This window comes from Tatumella sp. UCD-D_suzukii, assembly GCF_000611875.2.
In the GTDB taxonomy this organism is placed as follows: domain Bacteria; phylum Pseudomonadota; class Gammaproteobacteria; order Enterobacterales; family Enterobacteriaceae; genus Tatumella; species Tatumella ptyseos.
The window spans coordinates 301,724-319,736 of sequence record NZ_JFJX01000067.1 but is presented as its reverse complement, the minus strand read 5'-3'; the positions used below and the strand labels follow the sequence as shown (position 1 = coordinate 319,736).

Genomic DNA, 18,013 nt, shown 5'->3' with positions numbered 1-18,013 from the left:
CATTAAAAATCACACCACCAATAATACTCAGTTATAAAATGTCAGATAGCTCACCTTAGTCTGCGGATGACATCAGTTTAACGACAAAGGGCACAGAATCGCGCAGCGACACATTCACCGTTTCACCGTGGTTCATTCCCGCATACTCTTTTATTTCCACCGGCGTACCCGCGGCTTTAACATCCCGGGCAAACTGCTGTTGCATGGCGGTCGGCACATTAATGTCTTTCAGGCCGATACCGATAAAGACCGGATGGTTAATTTTCAGGGTGTTATAGCGCAGAGAGGGCAACTGCGTGTCCAGCAGTTTCTGGAACCCCGGCAGGAAACTGTTGCTTTCGTTCAGCCCCTTCTCCATCACATGCTGCGTTAACGGAGTAATGCACAGGCGGCTTGCCAGCCTGACATCCGCAATCGCCTCCTGACGGAAATAGTCTTCGGCCTTCAGCGACTTATTTTCATCGGCTGCCGACAGGAAAATATAATAGGCATAGGGCATTTTCGGGTCGCCGCCGGTGATCCCCTGATCCGGTTTGAAGATAGCATTCACAGAGGTCGAGGCGTTGATATAGGGAGTCCCGGTCAGCACTGTGCCCAGCACATGCAGTGCCGGCGCATAAGATGGCTGATAGCCGGACGCGGCAAATGCCGCATGTGCCCCCTGTGACTGGCCGACAATAATAATTTTATTACTCAACGGGAAATTTTTCAGTGCCGCCGTAATGCTGTCAAGCACACTCCAGGCCTCTGCACGTGCATTCAGATAATGATGCAGGCCGCGGGAGCCCAGCCCCGCATAGTCCGGGGCAACCACCGCAAACCCCAGCGATAGCCAGGTGTTCAGATATTGCTGGTCACGTGATGAACGGGGGTTCAGAGAAGGGGCGCATTGGGTAGCCACCCCGACGGTTCCGTGGGCCCAGACGACCACCGGCCAGCCTCCGCGAGGGGCCGGGCCTTTCGGTAAAAATACCGCACCGGTATCTTCACGGCGGGTTTTTCCGTCGACGCCACTGACCGACGTGTAATGGATCAGATACTGTGCAGAAGCTTCCTGCAAGCCGTGATCGGCAGGCAAAGGACTTTTTTCCAGTAACACGCCATTGGGTGATAAGGATGCCGCACCGGCAGACGGTGTTACGGCCATCAGACTCATTGAAGATATCAGTAGTGCGCCTGCGAGTTGATTCATTTGTCACTCCTGCCCTGTCTGAATAGTGGCGGAACTCCCGGATGCCTTGTCCGCCGCTGGATGATGGCGTAGTACTCTGCCACAAAAACTGACTGCGATGTCTTACATCCCCGGGCAGCCACAAAGTACGACTCAGGCTGCCGGAGTTACACTTCTCCATTTTTTAAATCAGTTAAGCCGGCCTTCCGTATCGACCTCCGTCAGTGACTGATGACCGGAAAAATATGCACCACCGGGATACCCCCCCTGCCCGCTCATCGTTCAGAAGTCCTCAGCCAGGGGGCTGATGATGAGATTACGGTGAATATCCGGCCCCCGCCTGAGCCTTTTCAGCATAGGCCTCACGGGCATCGCTGTAAATCTGCACCAGCACCTCAGGCCCGTTCCGGGCCAGCCTCTCTGGCCCGCGCGGCATAATAACCACACTAAAGTTAACATTTATTTTCATTTTGAAATATTTTATAAAGGTTCTTCTGCCGCCGGCGAACCTGAGATTTCCCCCGTGACGGGCAGAGATCACCGACCCTGCCGGCACAGCAGATGACATACCCACACTGTCCGGGATATCTGATCCCACTGGTAATTTAAAAGGTTGTTATTAATGAGAAATACGGTCAAAAGTGTTGTTTCCAAAACATTCAGGATGTCGTCGGTGGCCCTGTTTTTAGTGACAAATATCGCTTATGCTCAGGAGAGTCACCCTTTACTTCCGGAGCATAATCGCGTGCAACCACAAACCGTATTGATTGGCAGCTGGACCGGCCAGACCACCAACCCTCTCGCACAAAAAGCCGTTTATCCCAGTGAAGGGATCTATCGTTTGCATCTGAATCCGGATGGCACGCTACTGCCACTGGATGTGATTGAGCTAACCAATCCGTCATGGATTGTCTTCAGCCGTGACCACAAGTATGCCTACACCACTAACGAAAGTGAGAATGGCGAAGTCACTGCACTTAAAGTCACCGCAGAAGGAAAACTGAAAGTCATTAATGCCGTCAGTAGCCAGGGCGAACATCCGACGCATGCAACACTGACGCCGGACGGTAAATATCTGCTGGCGGCTAACTATTCAGCCACGAAGAAAAATGCCGGATTTATTCTTTTCCCGATAGAAGCACAAGGGAAACTGGGTGAGGCTATTCAGCATGTTCCGTTTGAGAAAGGCTCCGGTGTGGTCGCCGGACGTCAGGACAGCGGCCATGCACATTCGGTCAATATTACCCCGGACGGTAAACGATTATTTGTGGCCGATCTGGGCGCGGATACCGTGCATGCCTACCGCTATCAGGCAGACAGTAAAACACCGTTTGTCGCGGATACCGCGGCAGATGTCCATTTCCCGGCCGGCTCCGGCCCCCGTCATATGACATTTTCCCCTGACGGAAAATTCGCCTATATCGTCACCGAGATGGGGGCACAAATCCACGTTTACCGGATAGGTGAACAGGGCCTTACCGAAGTACAAACTGCGCATCTGACCGGGAGTCAGTCAGAAGAAGATAAGAGTGGCGCAGGCATTCTGTTCAGCCCGGACGGCAAGTTCCTGTATGCCGGTAACCGCCGGAACCGTAATGAAATTGTCGCCTTCCCGGTCGATAAAAAGACAGGAAAACTGGGAGAAGGGAAAGCTTACCTTGCCGGTGGCATTGAGCCCCGTGCATTTGCCTTTGATAAGAGCGGGCAATATATGCTGGTCGCCAATGTTTATTCCAACAATGTGGTGGAACTCTATCGCGATGCAGAGGACGGTTCCCTGAAATATACCGGGATCAGCGTACAAATAGGCAGCCCGACAGACGTTAAATTCTTACCCTGAGACCGTCACGTCACGGAAAGTCACCTGGCGACCGTAATAACCCGCGGTACCGGTCGGTAAGGGCGATCCGCTGACATACAGGCGGGAGTATGCACTCTGTTGCGTACTCCCGCCTTTTCTTTGACCGGCCCTGCCAGCGCAGGCAGCGGCAGGAGTACCTGTATCATAACGGTCAGTGGACAATCGTATCCAGGATCAGCACACCGGCCAGCCCCAGTACAGAAATCAGGGTTTCCATCACCGTCCACGTTCTCAGCGTCTCGGTCACACTCAGATTAAAGTACCCTTTGAATAACCAGAATCCGGGGTCATTCACATGAGAGGCAATGACACTGCCTGACCCGACGGCCAGCACCATCAGCGCCGGGTCTGCGTGCGTTACCGCAATAATCGGCGTGACAATCCCTGCGGTGGTGATAGCCGCCACCGTTGCAGAGCCCAGAGCAATACGCAGCATGGCCGCCACCGTCCAGCACATCAGCAGAGGAGACAGGGATGACCCTTCCATCATACCGGCAATGTATTCCCCGACACCGCTGTCGACCAGTACCTGCTTAAAGGCCCCGCCCCCGGCGATGATAAAAACAATCATGGCGATGGAGGCAATCGACGAACCGCACATCTCCATCACATCTTCCGCTTTACGCCCGTTACGCAGCCCGAGGGTAAAGACAGCAATCACTACTGAGATAAACAGAGCAACGGCAGGGTTACCGATAAATTCAAAAAACTGCCGTACTGCATTCTCCTTCGGCAGAGTCAGTTCAAACACCGCCGCCACCGCCATCAGGATCACCGGAATAATGGCCGCAAAAATACTGATCCCGAACCCCGGCATTTCATCTTCAGCGAAGATTTTCGGGTTATATAACCCTTCAGGGGGTTCTTTTTCGAAATTTTTCAGGCACCGGGAAAACAACGGCCCGGCGATGATCACTGTCGGGATCGTGATCACAATCCCGTATAACAGGGTGGTCCCGAGGTTAGCGCCAAAAATGGTGGCAATTGCCGTAGGCCCCGGATGCGGTGGCAGAAAGCAGTGTGTGACCGAGAGTGCCGCGACCATAGGAACACCGACATATAACAGAGGCATTCCTGCCGCTGCCACCACCGTAAAGACCAGCGGTAACAGCAGCACGAAGCCAATTTCATAGAACATGGCCAGGCCGACTATCAGGCCGGTCACCATCAGGGCCCATTGCACTCGTTGTTTACCGAAGGCATTAATCAGCGTTGTTGCCACCCGCTGGGCAGCACCGGTATCTGACACCAGTTTACCCAGCATGGCACCGAAGCCCAGTATCATGGCCAGGCTACCCAGCGTTCCTCCGATACCTTTCTGAATTGACGCCACAACTGCCAGCGGCGTCATACCTTCAGCAATACCGACAACGGCAGAGACAAAAACTAATGCGATAAAGCCATTGGCTTTGAAGACAATCATCAGTACCAGCAGGAGTACGACTCCCAGCGCTATTATAGTAATCGGCATAATACAGCCCTCTGAAAACACGCTTTAAACAATATCGCCCACCCGTTACCCGGGGCGGGAGTTCTGTACACCGATAAGACCCTCGCGCCCCCGGTGACGAAGTCAGAACGTTAACTGCACCTTTGCGGCTTTTTGCTTATCACTCGCAAAATTCAGTGCAGCATCTATCTCATGATAGTCGTATTCACCGCTAAGCAGCGGAAGCGGATCAATGATCCCGCTGGCCAGCCATTCCACTGCGGTCGCAAATTCGGAGGTAAAACGGAAAGAGCCGGTCAATACGATCTCTTTGGAAATCAGCTGCATTATCGGAAATTCAGGGATATTGCCGCCCATCCCTACCTGGACGAGGGTCCCTTTCGCCCGCGTCACCTCCAGGCAACGGTTCAGAGAGGAAGGATGACCGGAGGCCTCAAAGGAAATATCGAAATACCCTTTCTCCGCCAGATAAGGTGAAAAATCACCACTGGCCGCATTCATCGTCATGGTGGCCCCCATGGCGTTAGCCATTACCAGTGAGCGTTCACTGATATCAGTGCAGACCACCTCTGCAGCCCCTCTGGCCCTGGCCGCGGCGGCAATCAGGCACCCTATCGGCCCGACGCCGGAAATAAACACTTTTTTGCCCTGTAAATCTCCGGCCTGATGAGTGGCATGAATGCATACCGCCAGCGGCTCAGCAAACACCATTACCTTTTCATCGGCCCCGGCATCAAAAGGGACACACTGACGGGTTTCCACCACTTTATACTGGCTGAAACCGCCATCCACATGCGGGTAATACATAGCACTGCCAAAAAAACGCATCCCGGTACACTGGTTATCCTCACCGGAACGGCAATATTTACACTCCCCGCAGGAGGCCGCAGGGTTAATCGCAACTCTTTGCCCTTCCTGCAGTGACGGGGCATCGCTTTTTACCACATAACCCACCACCTCATGGCCGAGAACCATCGGCATTCTGACCTCGAAATTACCGACCTTACCGTGCTGGTAATAGTGAAGATCGGAACCACAGATCCCGCCACGGGTAATACGTACCAGGGTACCCTGCCCCTGATAGCTGACACTTTTGCTAACGACTTCAACCTGGTGTTTGCCATTGATCATGCAAGAGTCTGTAAGGGTGTTCATCATCGTCCTCTTAAAACGCACAGATGCAGGCGCTTATCAGAACGGTATTTGGATGTTATATCTGTGATGTATATCGATTAAGAGAATGTTTCAGTGATATTGTTACCCGTAACGTGAGCCGCGTAACACTTTCCCGGTGGGTGCGGGAGAAAGGTAATAATAAGTGCCCCGAATGACTGCAGAGCGGCGGGATCAATGCAGAGAAGATAATGTTAATATCAGGGGCTGACAGCCTGATTCAGGCGGCCCCTTTGCGGCGGAACTTGTCACGAGGGACTGCGTTAAGCCATAACTCAACCGATATTATTCTAAGAGTTAAAGGTTATCTGAGAATTGTATTCACGCGGTAATCGTCTGGCTTCCAGGTAAACCGATTTCCAGTAAGGATTATTCAGCGATGAACGCATCACACCACGACTGACCGAGGCATGCAGGAAATGACGGTCAGTATCATAAAAACCGACATGCAGTTCATTGTTAATCCGGAAGAATACCAAATCGCCCGGCAGTAAATGAGCCTGATCCACCGGTTTCCCCATACGGATCAATTGCCTGGTCGTCACCCGATCCATCGGGATGTTGAAACGATCTTTCAGCGTTCGCCAGACAAACCCCGAACAATCGACACCGGTGAGTTGCGTGCCGCCCCACTGATATTTGGTCCCTTCCCAGGAATGCATCTGGTCGTGCAGCGCGGCAAGAACATTTATCAGATCCGATTGCTGATTTTCCTGAGCGAGAGTTTCCCCTTTATCTTCGTTATTACGGGAATGGGAAGAACATCCCGCAAGGGTCATCAGTAACAGGCAAGTCAGAATTTTACGGGTGGCAGGGGGAGTCATCTTGTAATTTTCTCAATTCAGCCGGCGGTCTGAAATATATACCTCAAAAAATTACCGGATATAAACAGATAACCGCCGAAAGGACGGCTTTCCGGGGATATTTACACAGATTTACATTAATCAATCGTAAAAAGCAGAGAGCAGGGTGAGCAGTGCAGAGACAGAATTCCGTGAGGTCACTGCATGACCCCTAAGCAGCGAATACGTGCAGGGTGAGTCTGGTGCGGATGCTTAGGGCTTTAAGCGTCAGCGGTCGCCGGGGAGATAAACTGATGCCGGGGCAGTGACACGGGAATGACTTGAGTGTGAATAAATCCAGCCTGTTCAGGCATAGATTCAGAAATAAAAGAGTTTCCATGCCCGGGCTGACCTCGCTTCATTGTAAAATTGTTGCCGTTGAGCCTGCGCGGTTAACCCCTGAACCTGCATAACATTGACATTCTCCGCCCTCCCCTCCTTAATAACAGGATGTCGGGGGAGTCTCACCAGAGAGACTGAGAGGCTATCAGCAAGGTATAGCGACCCTTAGAACCTGACCCGGTTGATACTGGCGTAGGAAGACGAACGAATGATCTGTCCGCAGAGGTTGCGGTAATTCCTTCTTTTTTCGCCTTTGCTGCGGACGCGAATGGCCCGGTTTATCTCTGTCAGGCTCCCCTGTAACACCGATGTCTGCCCTTTCGGGTGCAGCATTTTTCTTTGTGCGCGGATAAGCGCTACGGGAGCCGGGGAGGCAGAATGACACATCCACAGGCATTAACCATCGCGGGTTCTGACAGTGGCGGGGGCGCGGGAATTCAGGCGGATATTAAGACAATGCAGGAATTCGGGGTATTTGGTACCACCGCCATTACGGCAGTCACGGCACAAAATACACTGGGTGTACAGGCGGTTCAGGTCATGCCGCTGTCTCTGATTGCTGCTCAGATCGATGCCGTCGCCACGGATTTTACCCTGACGGCGGTGAAAACAGGCATGCTGGCAGACAGCGATATTATTGCCTGTGTCGCAGAAAAGATTAAACAACACAAACTCCCGGGCTTAGTCATTGACCCGGTGATGATTGCTAAAGGCGGAACACCGCTGCTACAGGAAAGCGCCCTCGACAGTCTGCGCCGTTTATTGCTGCCACAGGCCTGTGTGATCACACCTAATATTCCCGAAGCCGAAGCTCTGGTGGGTTACACCCTGCAGAGCCGTGAACGGATTGTGAGGGCTGCACGCGAGCTATGCAGGATGGGTGCTTTCAGTGTTGTCCTGAAGGGAGGGCACAGTGGGGAAGACGACGCCGCAGACTTTTTCTGCAGTCCGCAGGATGAGAGCTGGCTCACCTCTCCCCGTATTCAGACACCGCATACGCATGGAACCGGCTGCAGTTTCTCTGCCGCCCTGTGTGCATTACTCGCCAGAGGCCTGCCACTGCCGGAGTGTGTTGCACGGGCAAAACGTTTTATTTACCAGGCCATCCTGACCGCGCCGCAATACGGACAGGGCCATGGCCCGATAAACCATTTTACCGAGCGTCATATCGCGGGGTGAATTTGTCAGGCCAGTGGCTTATCTTAAACCTCATTTATTCAACAAGCTGATTAACTGTAAAACCACCGGCCGGCTTTCGCCGAATCAATAAACATGCTCAATGTTGATGATATTTTTTCCGCGGGATTTCTTATAAAAACCTTCAGGTTTCCGGGGGAAATAATGATCCCTCTGGAAATTTCAAGATTTCCCCCCGGCTGGGCTGACAGAGCGCCGATTAAGTCAGCGATATCTTCCCGTTGAAAGGTATCCTGCAGCACCTCTTCATCAGAGATATCCACGGTCTTCCATAATGTGGTGACCGCGGGCCGATCCTTCAGAATGAGCGCCCTGTATTCATCATCAGTCTTTTACGCTACTCACCAGAACTTATCCTTCGGACGTGCAATAGTATTGAATCTTTTCACGGTATAAACGCTGTTCTCCTAAAAATCCGCCGGTAATATCCCCCACCCTATTAAAAATCAAGTAAATAACTTCATTATTTACTCTAACAATTAAACGCAACCTAACTAATAAAACACAAAATCAATTTACTATTGGTGCCAATAATAAAATACAAATTACTGACAGACTACCATCATTACTTTTATCATCATGATTTATCCAAATAAAAAACAAATTAAATAAAATGAAGGAATACTTATAATTTCCGAAAAAATCACATCATTCAACATTCCGGATGCTCTACAATATAATTATTAAAGGGATATTCTGTGAAGACGGTTCACAACATGTCATTAAGACAATCAGGGGAAAACAGGGATGTCTCCGGGAGCCTCGCACCCTTCTTCCAGATACCATGATTTATGCTGTGTGAGTTCTTACTGTACCCAATGAAGTATTAACTTGTACCTCCCTCAACAGGACAGGCGCCACAACTGGCAGAGGAGAAGGTAGATTAAAATTCGTAACAACCGGGCAGAATTCTTAATTTTTATTCTGTGAAATTTTGCTATTTACAGCTCGCGCTTACAGCGTATTATCTTAAATTGCATGAATACTTTTTGGATCACAGACACAAGGAAGCGAGACCATGTCAGAGCTGAAGTATCCCTGTACTATTTTCAAAACCCGCAGACAAATGGATGACTATAGCGCCAGTGATATGCGCTATGGTGATTTAACCGAAGCTCAATTAAAATCCCATTACTCACTAGACTATATCTCTGATCAGGTTGTTCCCTGGACATTACACCGGCGTTCTTCGATGGATCGCCCTCAATCCATGTTCTGCTGTAATCTACGACAATCAAAGGAAAAAGTTACACGTCAGCAATGTGCATCTATCCTGTTTGATGAGTTCCGCGCATTATCGCGTCAGTTTTCTCTTTATGGTCCTTACCGATATCTCATCCAAAAGATGATTACCCATATGCAGAAAAATACAGGAAGCATATTTCGGGATTCATTACTGGATCGGGCTCTTCAGGAAAAGATCTACGGAGAAAGTTCTGGCGAAAACAGCACCCGTTTATTACTAAAAAAAACATTCGATCTTAATATTGATTGGGATAAGAAATACTATCCAGCCTCAAAAAAAGGAAAATTTTATGAAACGATATCCGGTGGCAGGTTACCAAAATTTGACAGTTTGAAAGATAACTTTAATGGAATGGGTATCACTATCCATGATACCTGGTCAACTCATATTATAATAAAATCATTACAGATTAAAAAAATGATTACTGTGCCATAGTACAATACAGAGTACAGGATCACTTTGGTCTGGATAGCTATGATGTTATGAATAAAAAATTCAACCAGCTTCTTATTTTTCGGGTCTGGTTTGTCCTCCAGCGGTATAAAGAGTTCGGTTTTAAACCCTTTATCACACAGATAAATTCTACTATAGAAATTCCCGGGTCTCGTGATGACATTTAAAAATAAGATAATATTACTGGTTCTTACTTTCGTCGTTTTCCTGTTACTGGCCTGCACCCTCCGGGTCGTATTACGTCCGGCAGAGATTGTCGCCATCCATCACAGAAGCAGCGGCTTCAGTGATATCCTGGTAAAAAACTTTCCGTATACCGATCAGGGGAAAATAGCCTGGTGGCTGGAAAATAAAAAGGACATCGAAAAAAAATACCACCTTCCCCGCCCGGATAAAGACGGTTCTTTCTATCTGACATTCTGGTTGTTTGGCGACGGTTATAAAGAGGAAGGGAAATATGACAGACTGTGCTTTAAAGACAAGGTTCCGCCTGAAAACTGTATAGATAAAAACAGAGTCTTCTCCGTACAAACGGGCCGCAACGGAAATATAATATTTATCGCCCGTGGGGGTGTCTATCGTATGACTGAAAACGGAGAAATCGCAAAAGAGAAAACCTGAGCTATCCAGCCTCCCCCGGAAAGAAGACAGCATCCTCTGCGTTAAGCAGCCTGAGTCCGGCAGGAAAGCACCGGTCATGCCCGCCGGGGATAAGCCATTTTTCATTGAAGTAAGCCCGGTCAGCAACAGACCGTTCCTGAATGCTTTAGACTGACCATGCGGTAATTACTGACGATGGTATAAACATAGCCGTGAACTCTGCGCGAAGGTTACTGCCCTATTGCCTCAGTGATCCTGCTGATACGGATCCCCTGTGGCGGGATGGAGAACCGGAAAATCGGCTTCGTCAGTATGTTATCGCCGGACTGAGCTGCGCTTCAATATATTGCCCCAGGGTTTCATGGAATAACTTTACTGCGCGGCTTAACGTTCGCTGAGCCGGTAACCCAGGATTGATGCGTACAATTCCCATCAGCGGGTCATTAAGCGGAATGGCCACTAAGTCTTCCGGCGGTTCTTTTTCTGCCAGCGTCATCTTCGGTAAGATAATCAGTGCCAGCCCCTGTCTGCAAAGTTGCTTCTGAATTTCTATGGAAGACGTGACAAAACGTATATCCAGAAGAATACCCTCGCGTTTAGCGGCGGTTTCCAGCGATTGCCTGAGAAAACGGACGGGTATCTTTGGCAGAGATACCTGCTAACGACCAAAAGCGAAGGTACGGTTTACTCAACGGCCTGTGGAAGCCCCAACAGGTTAATTTCTTCCGTATGTCGTCTGTTGAGGTTTATCTCGCACTGATCAATAAATGACTGATAATCATAAGCCTCTTCATCAAGTTCAGTGGCAACGGCAAGGCAAAGTTCCTGCCGGTAGTGCTTCCATAATGCCTGTGCTTTCATAAATCTTCTGCTGTAGATATCGCCGGAAGTCACACTGGCATTTTCCTTACCGTTAAACCACCCCATATTATTGGCTTTTATCCGTTTAACCGTCTCAGAGATAAGAGCATCCAGATCTGTTTCGCTATCCATTCTGGCCTTCGACAGACATTCATCCTGTTTTGCAGGAATATTATATTTTTTGAAGCATTCTTTCGCCTCAGGGCTTTCAGATAAAGCAGCTATACCTGGCAGTGGCAGGATTAAAAAAACAGCTACTGCAAAACAAAAAAATGTCCTCATTGCAGATACCTCAATCTTTTGCGCTGGTCTTCATATCTCATTAAGTTCATATTGTTTGTTATATATTGAGCGTGCGAGGTGAAATTTCTTTAACTCTTTTTAACTGAGTTTATTCACCTTCCCGCTGGTTTTCCCGATATCCGTAAAGCCTCTGTATATTAAAATCGTGTGCCCGCGATTCACTCATGCATTCAGACGTTAAATACGCAGCCCTTCCGTGATACTGCCTCCCGCGAGGCCGGTTAAACCGAAATAATATAAGACGGGCTGATGTTCGCCATAGAGACCGGCGCACTCTAACCCTCCAGCCAGCATCCGGCTTCTGCTGAGGCAATAAGCATACTAACCGTTAATGGTGCAGGCTGATGATAATCAGTCTTCAGATACTCAGGAAGAATTCTGTTTGGCAGAAACCTGATGCCTTCATTTGGGAAATATTTACGGAAATTAAATCCGGAGGGATCGATATTCAGCAATTCAAAGTATTCATCAAAAAAATCTGAAGCGTCTTCGGGGAGTACAGATTCCGCACCGGTACTCAGTGAAGCCTCTTCCTGCATTTCCCAAAAGTACTTTTTAATCAACTGTTTTACTACGTCCGCCTGATTCATAATCCGGAGCCTTCCTTGCCGAAAATTATTTGATAATGGAGGAACGATTGACCTGACATATCTTTGGCAGAGATATCTGCTAACGACCAAAAGCGAAGGCACGGTTTACTCAACGGCCTGTGGAAGCCCCAACAGGTTAATTTCTTCCTTGTGTCGTCTGTTGAGGTTTATCTCGCACTGATCAATGTTTGCCTGATAATCATAGGCATCCTTATTGATTTGTGAAGCCACTGCAAGGCAAAATTCCTTACGATATTGTTTCCATATATCTTGTGATTTCAGAAAACGGGTGCTGTAAACATCACCGTAGGTTTCGGTAGCGTCCTCTTTACCGTTGAATGCACCAATGAAATTGGTCTTTATACTCTTTCCCGATTTAGCGATTAACGAATCAAGTTGTTTTTCACTGGTTTCTTTTTTATCAGAAAGGCATTCATAGCCCAGCGCTGGCGTTTTTCCATTTTTAAAGCAACTTTCCCACTCTTCCCCCCAGGAAATAGTGGCTTTACCAGAGAGAGGAAGTATTAAGGAAGCTATCAGCAAGGTAATAGTATAATTTTTCATTTTAAATACCTTACTCTTTTCCTGTTATCTTCAAAAATCCTGTATTGGGGGATAGACAGGATAAATGATGCTAATGCGTCCTTACCCTCGATCGCTGCTTTGATTAAGCCCTGTGCGTCATAAACACCCTGATAAAAGATATCGACAACAACGTCTCTGATTTTCCTGTCGAGTCTATTCCATGAAGGTGCACCAGATATATTCTTAGCCAATCTGCTATACAGGCTACGGGCTTCCTCCGACTTTATCCGGTAAACAATTTCAAACAGCCGGATCTGCTGCTCGTGGGTAATTTCGCCAACCAGTGATCCATAGACCTTAACGAACTGAGCGGCCAAGTGATTTCTAAGATACGCAGCCCTGGAGCAAATAACCGCTTTGAATTCTTCAATCCCGGCCTGTCTGAGCGTGGCATAAATTTCTCCGGTGCTGCGTTCGCGCATATCATAACCGCGCCCTAACGTAACGCCGGATCGCCCTCCGGGCCAGTGAAGAATACGGGAAAAATTGGGATAACGGTGCTGCCTGAACGGTTCCACTGCGGTGATATAGTCTGAGCCTTCTGCATCAAAAGTTATTTGTCCTTCATGTACCCGGAGCGCCCCCCGGGTATTGCGTGGCCGCCAATGTGGACTTAATGCATTGCTTAACGCCTGAATAAAATAAGTATCAACGGGCGTTATCAGCCCTGAAGGCGACATATTCAGCAGACGTTGATACCAGCGAATAGCCTCTATCGTGCCTTGTCCGCACTGGCCGTCAATCTTCAAAGTTCGCCCGGTGCTCTGTCGGTAACCCGCCCCGGAAATGAGTTGCTGGATTTTTTTTACCTCTGCGGGTGCATTGGTGCCGCATGTACCGACCGATGAGAAAAGGCGATCGGGATGCAACGTCATGGGAGCGTGAGAGCGTCCTGTCATATGAGTAAGTTCCCTGTCAGTATTCATCCCTGGGTGATCCAGGTTGTAGAATACGCCACCGGGGGTGAAGAGTAACCGAGGGATTAACTGATTTGCTGACAACATAACAATTTTGTTTTAAGTCATAATTTTCGGTTCCCCCACCGGGCATATAAAAATTAAAATCCACCACCACTCTCTCACCACCTGAAATTCAGCCCAAAAAAGCGCCCTGCTCAGAAAAAGTAACGGGTATCAGTCCCGGTAGCTTTATGGTGTTCTGCCATAAATGAGTTTGCCAGGTTACAGCCAGTGCCATGAGCACAAGGAATTTTACTGCAGGCCAGCGGTATGGAACGACAGCCCTCGATTGCAACAGGTCAGTCACATCGTCATTGAACGGGCAAAAGTAACTGCTTTCGCCAGGACCTGATTACGCATCAGCGACTCTCAATTTTTTGTACAGAAACGCCGGTTTCGATCGCAGTTGAACTGGCAACGGCAAGGTAGAATTGCGTTTCAGTATTGCAGCAAATAAACCACACAGACAATAAGGAAAAAGGGAAAGGAAATGGACCTTCAATATAACAATGAACTGACCCCGGAAATACTGGCAAGAATGGATCAATCACCGTTTACGGCAGAACAACTGCACAGGATGAATAATGAGGCACGTGCGCTAATTGAGGGACAGCAGGAATATTGCCGCCAGCAGTCTTATACCCCATATCGTATTGCAGTGGATGGCCGCCGCCCCGATAACGGCGATGAGATTATCAACACGTTGAGCAACGGTCAGGTGATTGTGAGCCCTGAGGGCGAAATGATGCCGGAAGATTTTCTGTCATCGCATGAGGTGAGGTGATGGGAAATCGTTCTGACTGTTATGGACGGGGGACGGCACTGGAAGGTGATAAAACCACCACGGGGGCAATTTGTATAGCCTCCATGTCCAATGATACCGAGCACGGTCTCCGGGTGGTCCGCGTGGGGGATAAAACCACCCCCTGTCCGAAATGCGGTGAAACGGGGATTATCGTATCCGGAGAACCCCGTGATACCAATAATGGAAAAATAGCGGCGGTTGATGGTTCAATCGTGCACTGTGGCTGCCCTTCAGGCTCAAACCTGATTATCGCACCGGCAGGACAGTGGGTCGGCCGGGAACCGGACCCTTCGATTGCCGCCCGAGCCAGGTTTTTTGCTGAACGTAAGGCCGCAGAGGAACAAAGAACTCAACAACTAGCTGAAGAGCGTGACCGTAATCGTGTGTTCGCCAAATCCTGCCTGCGGGGTGAAGGCTGTAACGATGCCGGAAAAGATCGAGAGCCTCATACCCATTTCGCTGCGATGGCGTTTTATCAGGCCGTTCCGCCTGCCGACCCTGCCTCAGATAAAGATGTGATCCAGCACGCTCAGACGGCGAAGAAGAAAGCTGTTGAAGATATTCCGAAGCCGAAGAAGCGAAGCGCCCTGTACAAATGGTGGTTCGGTAATTATGAGGAAGTGGAATATCAGCGGGCAACCGCTGCAGCGACGAGTGCGGCCCATGCTCAGGCGGCTGTTGAAGGTGCCAGTGTCTTTGGCCTCATTGGTGGCAGTGCCATTACATCAGGAACATGGGCGGTAAAACTGGGGGAAATAGCTACAGGACTTGGAAGGGTTGCAGCCAGCGGTCCCGGTGCGCCCATCGCAGCCGTTGTGCTGGGAATGATGCCAGGAAGACTGAATGAGGGGGAGCAGGATTATTTAGACCGCCTCAGACTGGAACAGATGCGTGAAGCGCCCACCCGTGTGCGCTATACCTGGGAACAGGACGTCCACGGGAATCTGACTCCGCACGGCTGGCATACGCCACCGGGAAAGGACAGGGTACGTGTACGCAAAATGGAGTGGGACAGCCGCCGAAAAGCGTATACCTTCACCACAGAGGAAGCCCCCCATATAACGATTATCTGGACGCCGGACAGTTCAGGTGTCAATGTTCCTTCAGATACAGGCAACCGAAATCCGGTAAGGATACCGAACCCGGTGATTGTTGATCCGCTGCCGGAAGACCCCCGTATTGAGGCAACGACCAGCCCTGCTCCGGAAGAAAAGACGTTTGCGGATTATATTCTTATTCTGCCATTGCCGTATATTCCGCCGATTTATGTTTATCTGAATTCTGTTCTTAAGGGGGAAAGAGCGGCGGAAGCAGCCAGAATTCTTGGGTATGACCGTCGGGTTTCAGCGGATAAAGTACCGTTTAACTCTCACGGACAGCCAGCATTCTTTAATGGAAAAGATTATATAACTCCTGATATTGATGGACACAACGTATCTTATGGTTGGAAAAAAATCAGTAAAAAAGGTGTTCGTTTAGGAACATATGACAAAGATTTAAATAGAATAAAGGGGTGATAATATGTTTGGTATTTTTACAGAGAGTGATGCTATTCAATCAGAATTTAGCGAGATGGTTTTGCCAGCTAAAATAATAATTGGAGATTTCGATGAAGGAATGCAAATACCATTAACATATTGGAGCATAAGGAAATATCAAGAGAGCTGGATTGATACTATTGGTCAGGGATTGAAAAAAGGCAACCATTCAGTCCTGGCGGTATCTATGTATAACCCAGAGACAGTTAACTTTATATTCTCATGGGTGCTTTATTATAATGAAGAGGAAGTTATTATTCAAAACAAAATGATTTTTTGTGGTGAGATACAAGGCTTTTCTACTGATAATTTAAATGACTATGCCGGGGAATACGATGCGTATTCAAATGGCGAAAAAGTATCAGAGTGGTACACTACCATTGATGAAGTGAAAGAATTTATGTCATACCTGGAAAGAAAGGTAGCAAATCATCTTGGATCTCCGGATGATTTAACGGCTCTTAATTAAACCAACCGGATACACGGCGTAATGACGCGGTCATTGAAGTCCTCACTGAACTCGCTGAGCGTTATCCGCGATACGGTTTTAAGAAGCTTTTTCAGGTCATTCGCCGGCAAGGCCATGTATGGAATCATAAGCGGGTTCACCGGATTTACTGCCTGCTGAAACTGAATTTCAGACATCAAGGAAAGCAAAGTTTGCCGGTACGTAATCCGGCACAGCTGGTGACAGCAGAGGCAATAAACCAGAGCTGGCCGGTTGATTTTATGCACGATGCTCTGGTCAGTGGCAGACGTTTCCGGACATTCAATGTGGTGGATGATTTTAACCCTGAGGCACTGGCCATAGAGATTGACCTTAATATTCCGGCTCAACGTGTCATCAGAGTGTTGGATCGAATCATTGCTTACCGTGGTTACCCGCTCAAACTGAGGATGGATAACGGACCGGAATTTATCTCACTGACACTGGCCCAATGGACTGAAGATCATGATGTACAACTGGAGTTCATTCAGCCCGGGAAACCCACTCAGAATGCTTTTATTGAACGATTTAACCGGACATACAGGACTGAAATACTAAATTTTTATCTGTTCAGAACACTGAATGAAGTACGGGAGAAACAGATCGGTGACTGACGGAATATAACCGCGAGCGACCTCATGAATCCCTGAATAACCTGACGCCGGAAGAATACCGGTTGATGGCTGAAAAACCGGAAACCTCAAAAAGTGTCTGGAACTAATACAGGTATGCTTACACCAGGGGGCGGGAAAATGTGAAAAATCAGGAGTTGCGGCGCCTGACGGCAGGAATGGTCGGAGTGTGAAACTGAAAAGCGTAACACCTATAATGCCGTCAGGAGTAAGGTGAAATGGGGTAAGATAAACCTATTGATTTGGCCGTTCTGGTAAAATTTTGCCAATAACAAAAACAACCAATACGGATAGACCTATAGCGATAAGGCGTTCATGCCATGTATCATAATGAAAGAACCAATAGCAGCAGAGTACGACTAACAATCCACCAATCACAGCGCCTGAAGTCTCAATAAGAGTAAATAAAATACGCTTGCCGATACTGAGTTTTTGAGGGTTATCTTTTCGCATTGATCTCTTTCTCAACCATACTATATCGGGTATCAGTATCTATAAAGCCAAACGCCAGATAGCCCATATCTTTAGGCACTGACAAAACACCGTCAATAAAGCCTATGGCCGAATCTGGCGATAGTATAATTTTGGCTATACGCCTTGCGATTTCCTGATAGCTATCCAATTTAAAATCCTTTTATAATTGAGATAAATTTGGTGGTTTTCCTTATGGGTGGTACTCACTAAATCAATAGTAACCCTGCCAGCCGTTGTCCATTCAACATTTCTATGAGCTCGTTCTTAAGCCATTCATAGTAGCCCGACGCATCACTGAATCATACAAATGCTAAAGTTCTGCTCAGCGTTGATTTTGTACGCCGTGGAAAAATGGTGCAACACTTTTGCGACACTAGCCCGGCAAACAAAAAAGCCACTCCGGAGAGTGGCTTAATGTCCTGAATTCACAGGAAGAATCTGGTG

18 protein-coding genes, 2 pseudogenes and 1 riboswitch are annotated in these 18,013 nt (G+C 48.5%); of the genes and pseudogenes, 8 read left to right on the top strand and 12 right to left on the bottom strand.

Annotated elements, in window-relative coordinates; genetic code table 11:
- Positions 1–55 precede the first annotated feature (55 nt).
- On the bottom strand, positions 56–1,192 hold the full coding sequence (locus CG67_RS16540) for a lipase family protein (protein ID WP_025904047.1): 1,137 nt from the start codon (positions 1,190–1,192) through the stop codon (positions 56–58).
- A gap of 601 nt (positions 1,193–1,793) precedes the next feature.
- On the opposite strand from CG67_RS16540, the gene CG67_RS16530 reads away from it, so the two are divergent.
- Positions 1,794–3,011: a lactonase family protein gene (locus CG67_RS16530; RefSeq protein WP_174371902.1), complete on the top strand. Its 1,218-nt coding sequence runs from the start codon at positions 1,794–1,796 to the stop codon at positions 3,009–3,011.
- Between the two features lie 172 nt (positions 3,012–3,183).
- Here the strand turns inward: CG67_RS16530 and CG67_RS16520 are convergent, their stop codons facing one another.
- The 3 genes from CG67_RS16520 to CG67_RS16510 form a co-directional block, all read right to left on the bottom strand.
- Complete coding sequence (locus CG67_RS16520; protein ID WP_025904043.1) at positions 3,184–4,503, bottom strand: gluconate:H+ symporter; 1,320 nt, start codon at positions 4,501–4,503, stop codon at positions 3,184–3,186.
- 102 nt (positions 4,504–4,605) lie between these two features.
- Positions 4,606–5,637, bottom strand: coding sequence for an L-idonate 5-dehydrogenase (gene idnD / locus CG67_RS16515; protein WP_025904042.1), 1,032 nt, complete (start codon positions 5,635–5,637; stop codon positions 4,606–4,608).
- Positions 5,638–5,945: 308 nt separating this feature from the next.
- The gene (locus CG67_RS16510; protein WP_025904041.1) at positions 5,946–6,479 is read right to left on the bottom strand and encodes an NlpC/P60 family protein; all 534 of its coding nucleotides are present in this window, start codon (positions 6,477–6,479) and stop codon (positions 5,946–5,948) included.
- Between the two features lie 463 nt (positions 6,480–6,942).
- Positions 6,943–7,055: riboswitch (TPP riboswitch) on the top strand.
- A gap of 162 nt (positions 7,056–7,217) precedes the next feature.
- On the opposite strand from CG67_RS16510, the gene thiD reads away from it, so the two are divergent.
- Positions 7,218–8,018 carry a bifunctional hydroxymethylpyrimidine kinase/phosphomethylpyrimidine kinase gene (gene thiD / locus CG67_RS16505; RefSeq protein WP_025904040.1) on the top strand — a complete coding sequence of 267 codons (801 nt, stop codon included), beginning with the start codon at positions 7,218–7,220 and terminating at the stop codon, positions 8,016–8,018.
- Positions 8,019–8,068: 50 nt separating this feature from the next.
- Here the strand turns inward: thiD and CG67_RS18860 are convergent, their stop codons facing one another.
- Positions 8,069–8,278, bottom strand: coding sequence for a DUF1493 family protein (locus CG67_RS18860; protein WP_371190699.1), 210 nt, complete (start codon positions 8,276–8,278; stop codon positions 8,069–8,071).
- Between the two features lie 776 nt (positions 8,279–9,054).
- On the opposite strand from CG67_RS18860, the pseudogene CG67_RS16495 reads away from it, so the two are divergent.
- Positions 9,055–9,902, top strand: a pseudogene (locus tag CG67_RS16495) (DUF3289 family protein).
- Entirely contained in the window at positions 9,892–10,356 is a 465-nt protein-coding gene (locus CG67_RS16490; protein ID WP_025904038.1) for a DUF943 family protein, read from the top strand. Before CG67_RS16495 ends, CG67_RS16490 begins: the two are co-directional and overlap by 11 nt.
- Positions 10,357–10,642: 286 nt before the next feature.
- Here the strand turns inward: CG67_RS16490 and CG67_RS17945 are convergent, their stop codons facing one another.
- The 5 genes from CG67_RS17945 to CG67_RS16465 all read right to left on the bottom strand — a co-directional run bounded on the left by CG67_RS17945 (position 10,643) and on the right by CG67_RS16465 (position 13,678).
- A complete protein-coding gene (locus CG67_RS17945; RefSeq protein ID WP_371190698.1) occupies positions 10,643–10,975 on the bottom strand; it encodes a LysR family transcriptional regulator substrate-binding protein in 333 nt (110 codons plus the stop codon).
- A gap of 44 nt (positions 10,976–11,019) precedes the next feature.
- Positions 11,020–11,328, bottom strand: a complete 309-nt coding sequence (locus CG67_RS16480; RefSeq protein WP_051546434.1) for a lysozyme inhibitor LprI family protein — start codon at positions 11,326–11,328, stop codon at positions 11,020–11,022.
- 446 nt (positions 11,329–11,774) lie between these two features.
- On the bottom strand, positions 11,775–12,089 hold the full coding sequence (locus tag CG67_RS16475) for a DUF1493 family protein (RefSeq protein WP_200910045.1): 315 nt from the start codon (positions 12,087–12,089) through the stop codon (positions 11,775–11,777).
- Between the two features lie 105 nt (positions 12,090–12,194).
- On the bottom strand, positions 12,195–12,653 hold the full coding sequence (locus CG67_RS16470) for a lysozyme inhibitor LprI family protein (protein ID WP_025904034.1): 459 nt from the start codon (positions 12,651–12,653) through the stop codon (positions 12,195–12,197).
- The gene (locus CG67_RS16465; RefSeq protein ID WP_235501148.1) at positions 12,650–13,678 is read right to left on the bottom strand and encodes a peptidoglycan-binding protein; all 1,029 of its coding nucleotides are present in this window, start codon (positions 13,676–13,678) and stop codon (positions 12,650–12,652) included. The genes CG67_RS16470 and CG67_RS16465 overlap by 4 nt, the downstream gene beginning before the upstream one ends.
- A 445-nt stretch (positions 13,679–14,123) precedes the next feature.
- Between CG67_RS16465 and CG67_RS16460 the strand changes: the two genes are divergently transcribed.
- From CG67_RS16460 to CG67_RS18205, 4 genes and pseudogenes are all read left to right on the top strand, one after another.
- Positions 14,124–14,417 (top strand): hypothetical protein, encoded by a 294-nt coding sequence (locus CG67_RS16460; RefSeq protein WP_025904032.1) that lies wholly within the window; start codon positions 14,124–14,126, stop codon positions 14,415–14,417.
- A complete protein-coding gene (locus CG67_RS16455; protein ID WP_025904031.1) occupies positions 14,417–15,955 on the top strand; it encodes an S-type pyocin domain-containing protein in 1,539 nt (512 codons plus the stop codon). The genes CG67_RS16460 and CG67_RS16455 overlap by 1 nt, the downstream gene beginning before the upstream one ends.
- 4 nt (positions 15,956–15,959) lie before the next feature.
- Positions 15,960–16,445 (top strand): hypothetical protein, encoded by a 486-nt coding sequence (locus tag CG67_RS16450; protein WP_025904030.1) that lies wholly within the window; start codon positions 15,960–15,962, stop codon positions 16,443–16,445.
- 2 nt (positions 16,446–16,447) lie between these two features.
- A pseudogene (locus tag CG67_RS18205) lies at positions 16,448–17,184 on the top strand (IS3 family transposase); the annotation flags it as partial.
- A gap of 145 nt (positions 17,185–17,329) precedes the next feature.
- On the opposite strand, the gene CG67_RS17730 reads toward CG67_RS18205, so the two are convergent.
- Positions 17,330–17,548: a hypothetical protein gene (locus CG67_RS17730; protein WP_074011275.1), complete on the bottom strand. Its 219-nt coding sequence runs from the start codon at positions 17,546–17,548 to the stop codon at positions 17,330–17,332.
- The gene (locus CG67_RS16440) at positions 17,535–17,717 is read right to left on the bottom strand and encodes a hypothetical protein (RefSeq protein ID WP_025904028.1); all 183 of its coding nucleotides are present in this window, start codon (positions 17,715–17,717) and stop codon (positions 17,535–17,537) included. Before CG67_RS16440 ends, CG67_RS17730 begins: the two co-directional genes overlap by 14 nt.
- Between the last annotated feature and the right edge of the window lie 296 nt (positions 17,718–18,013).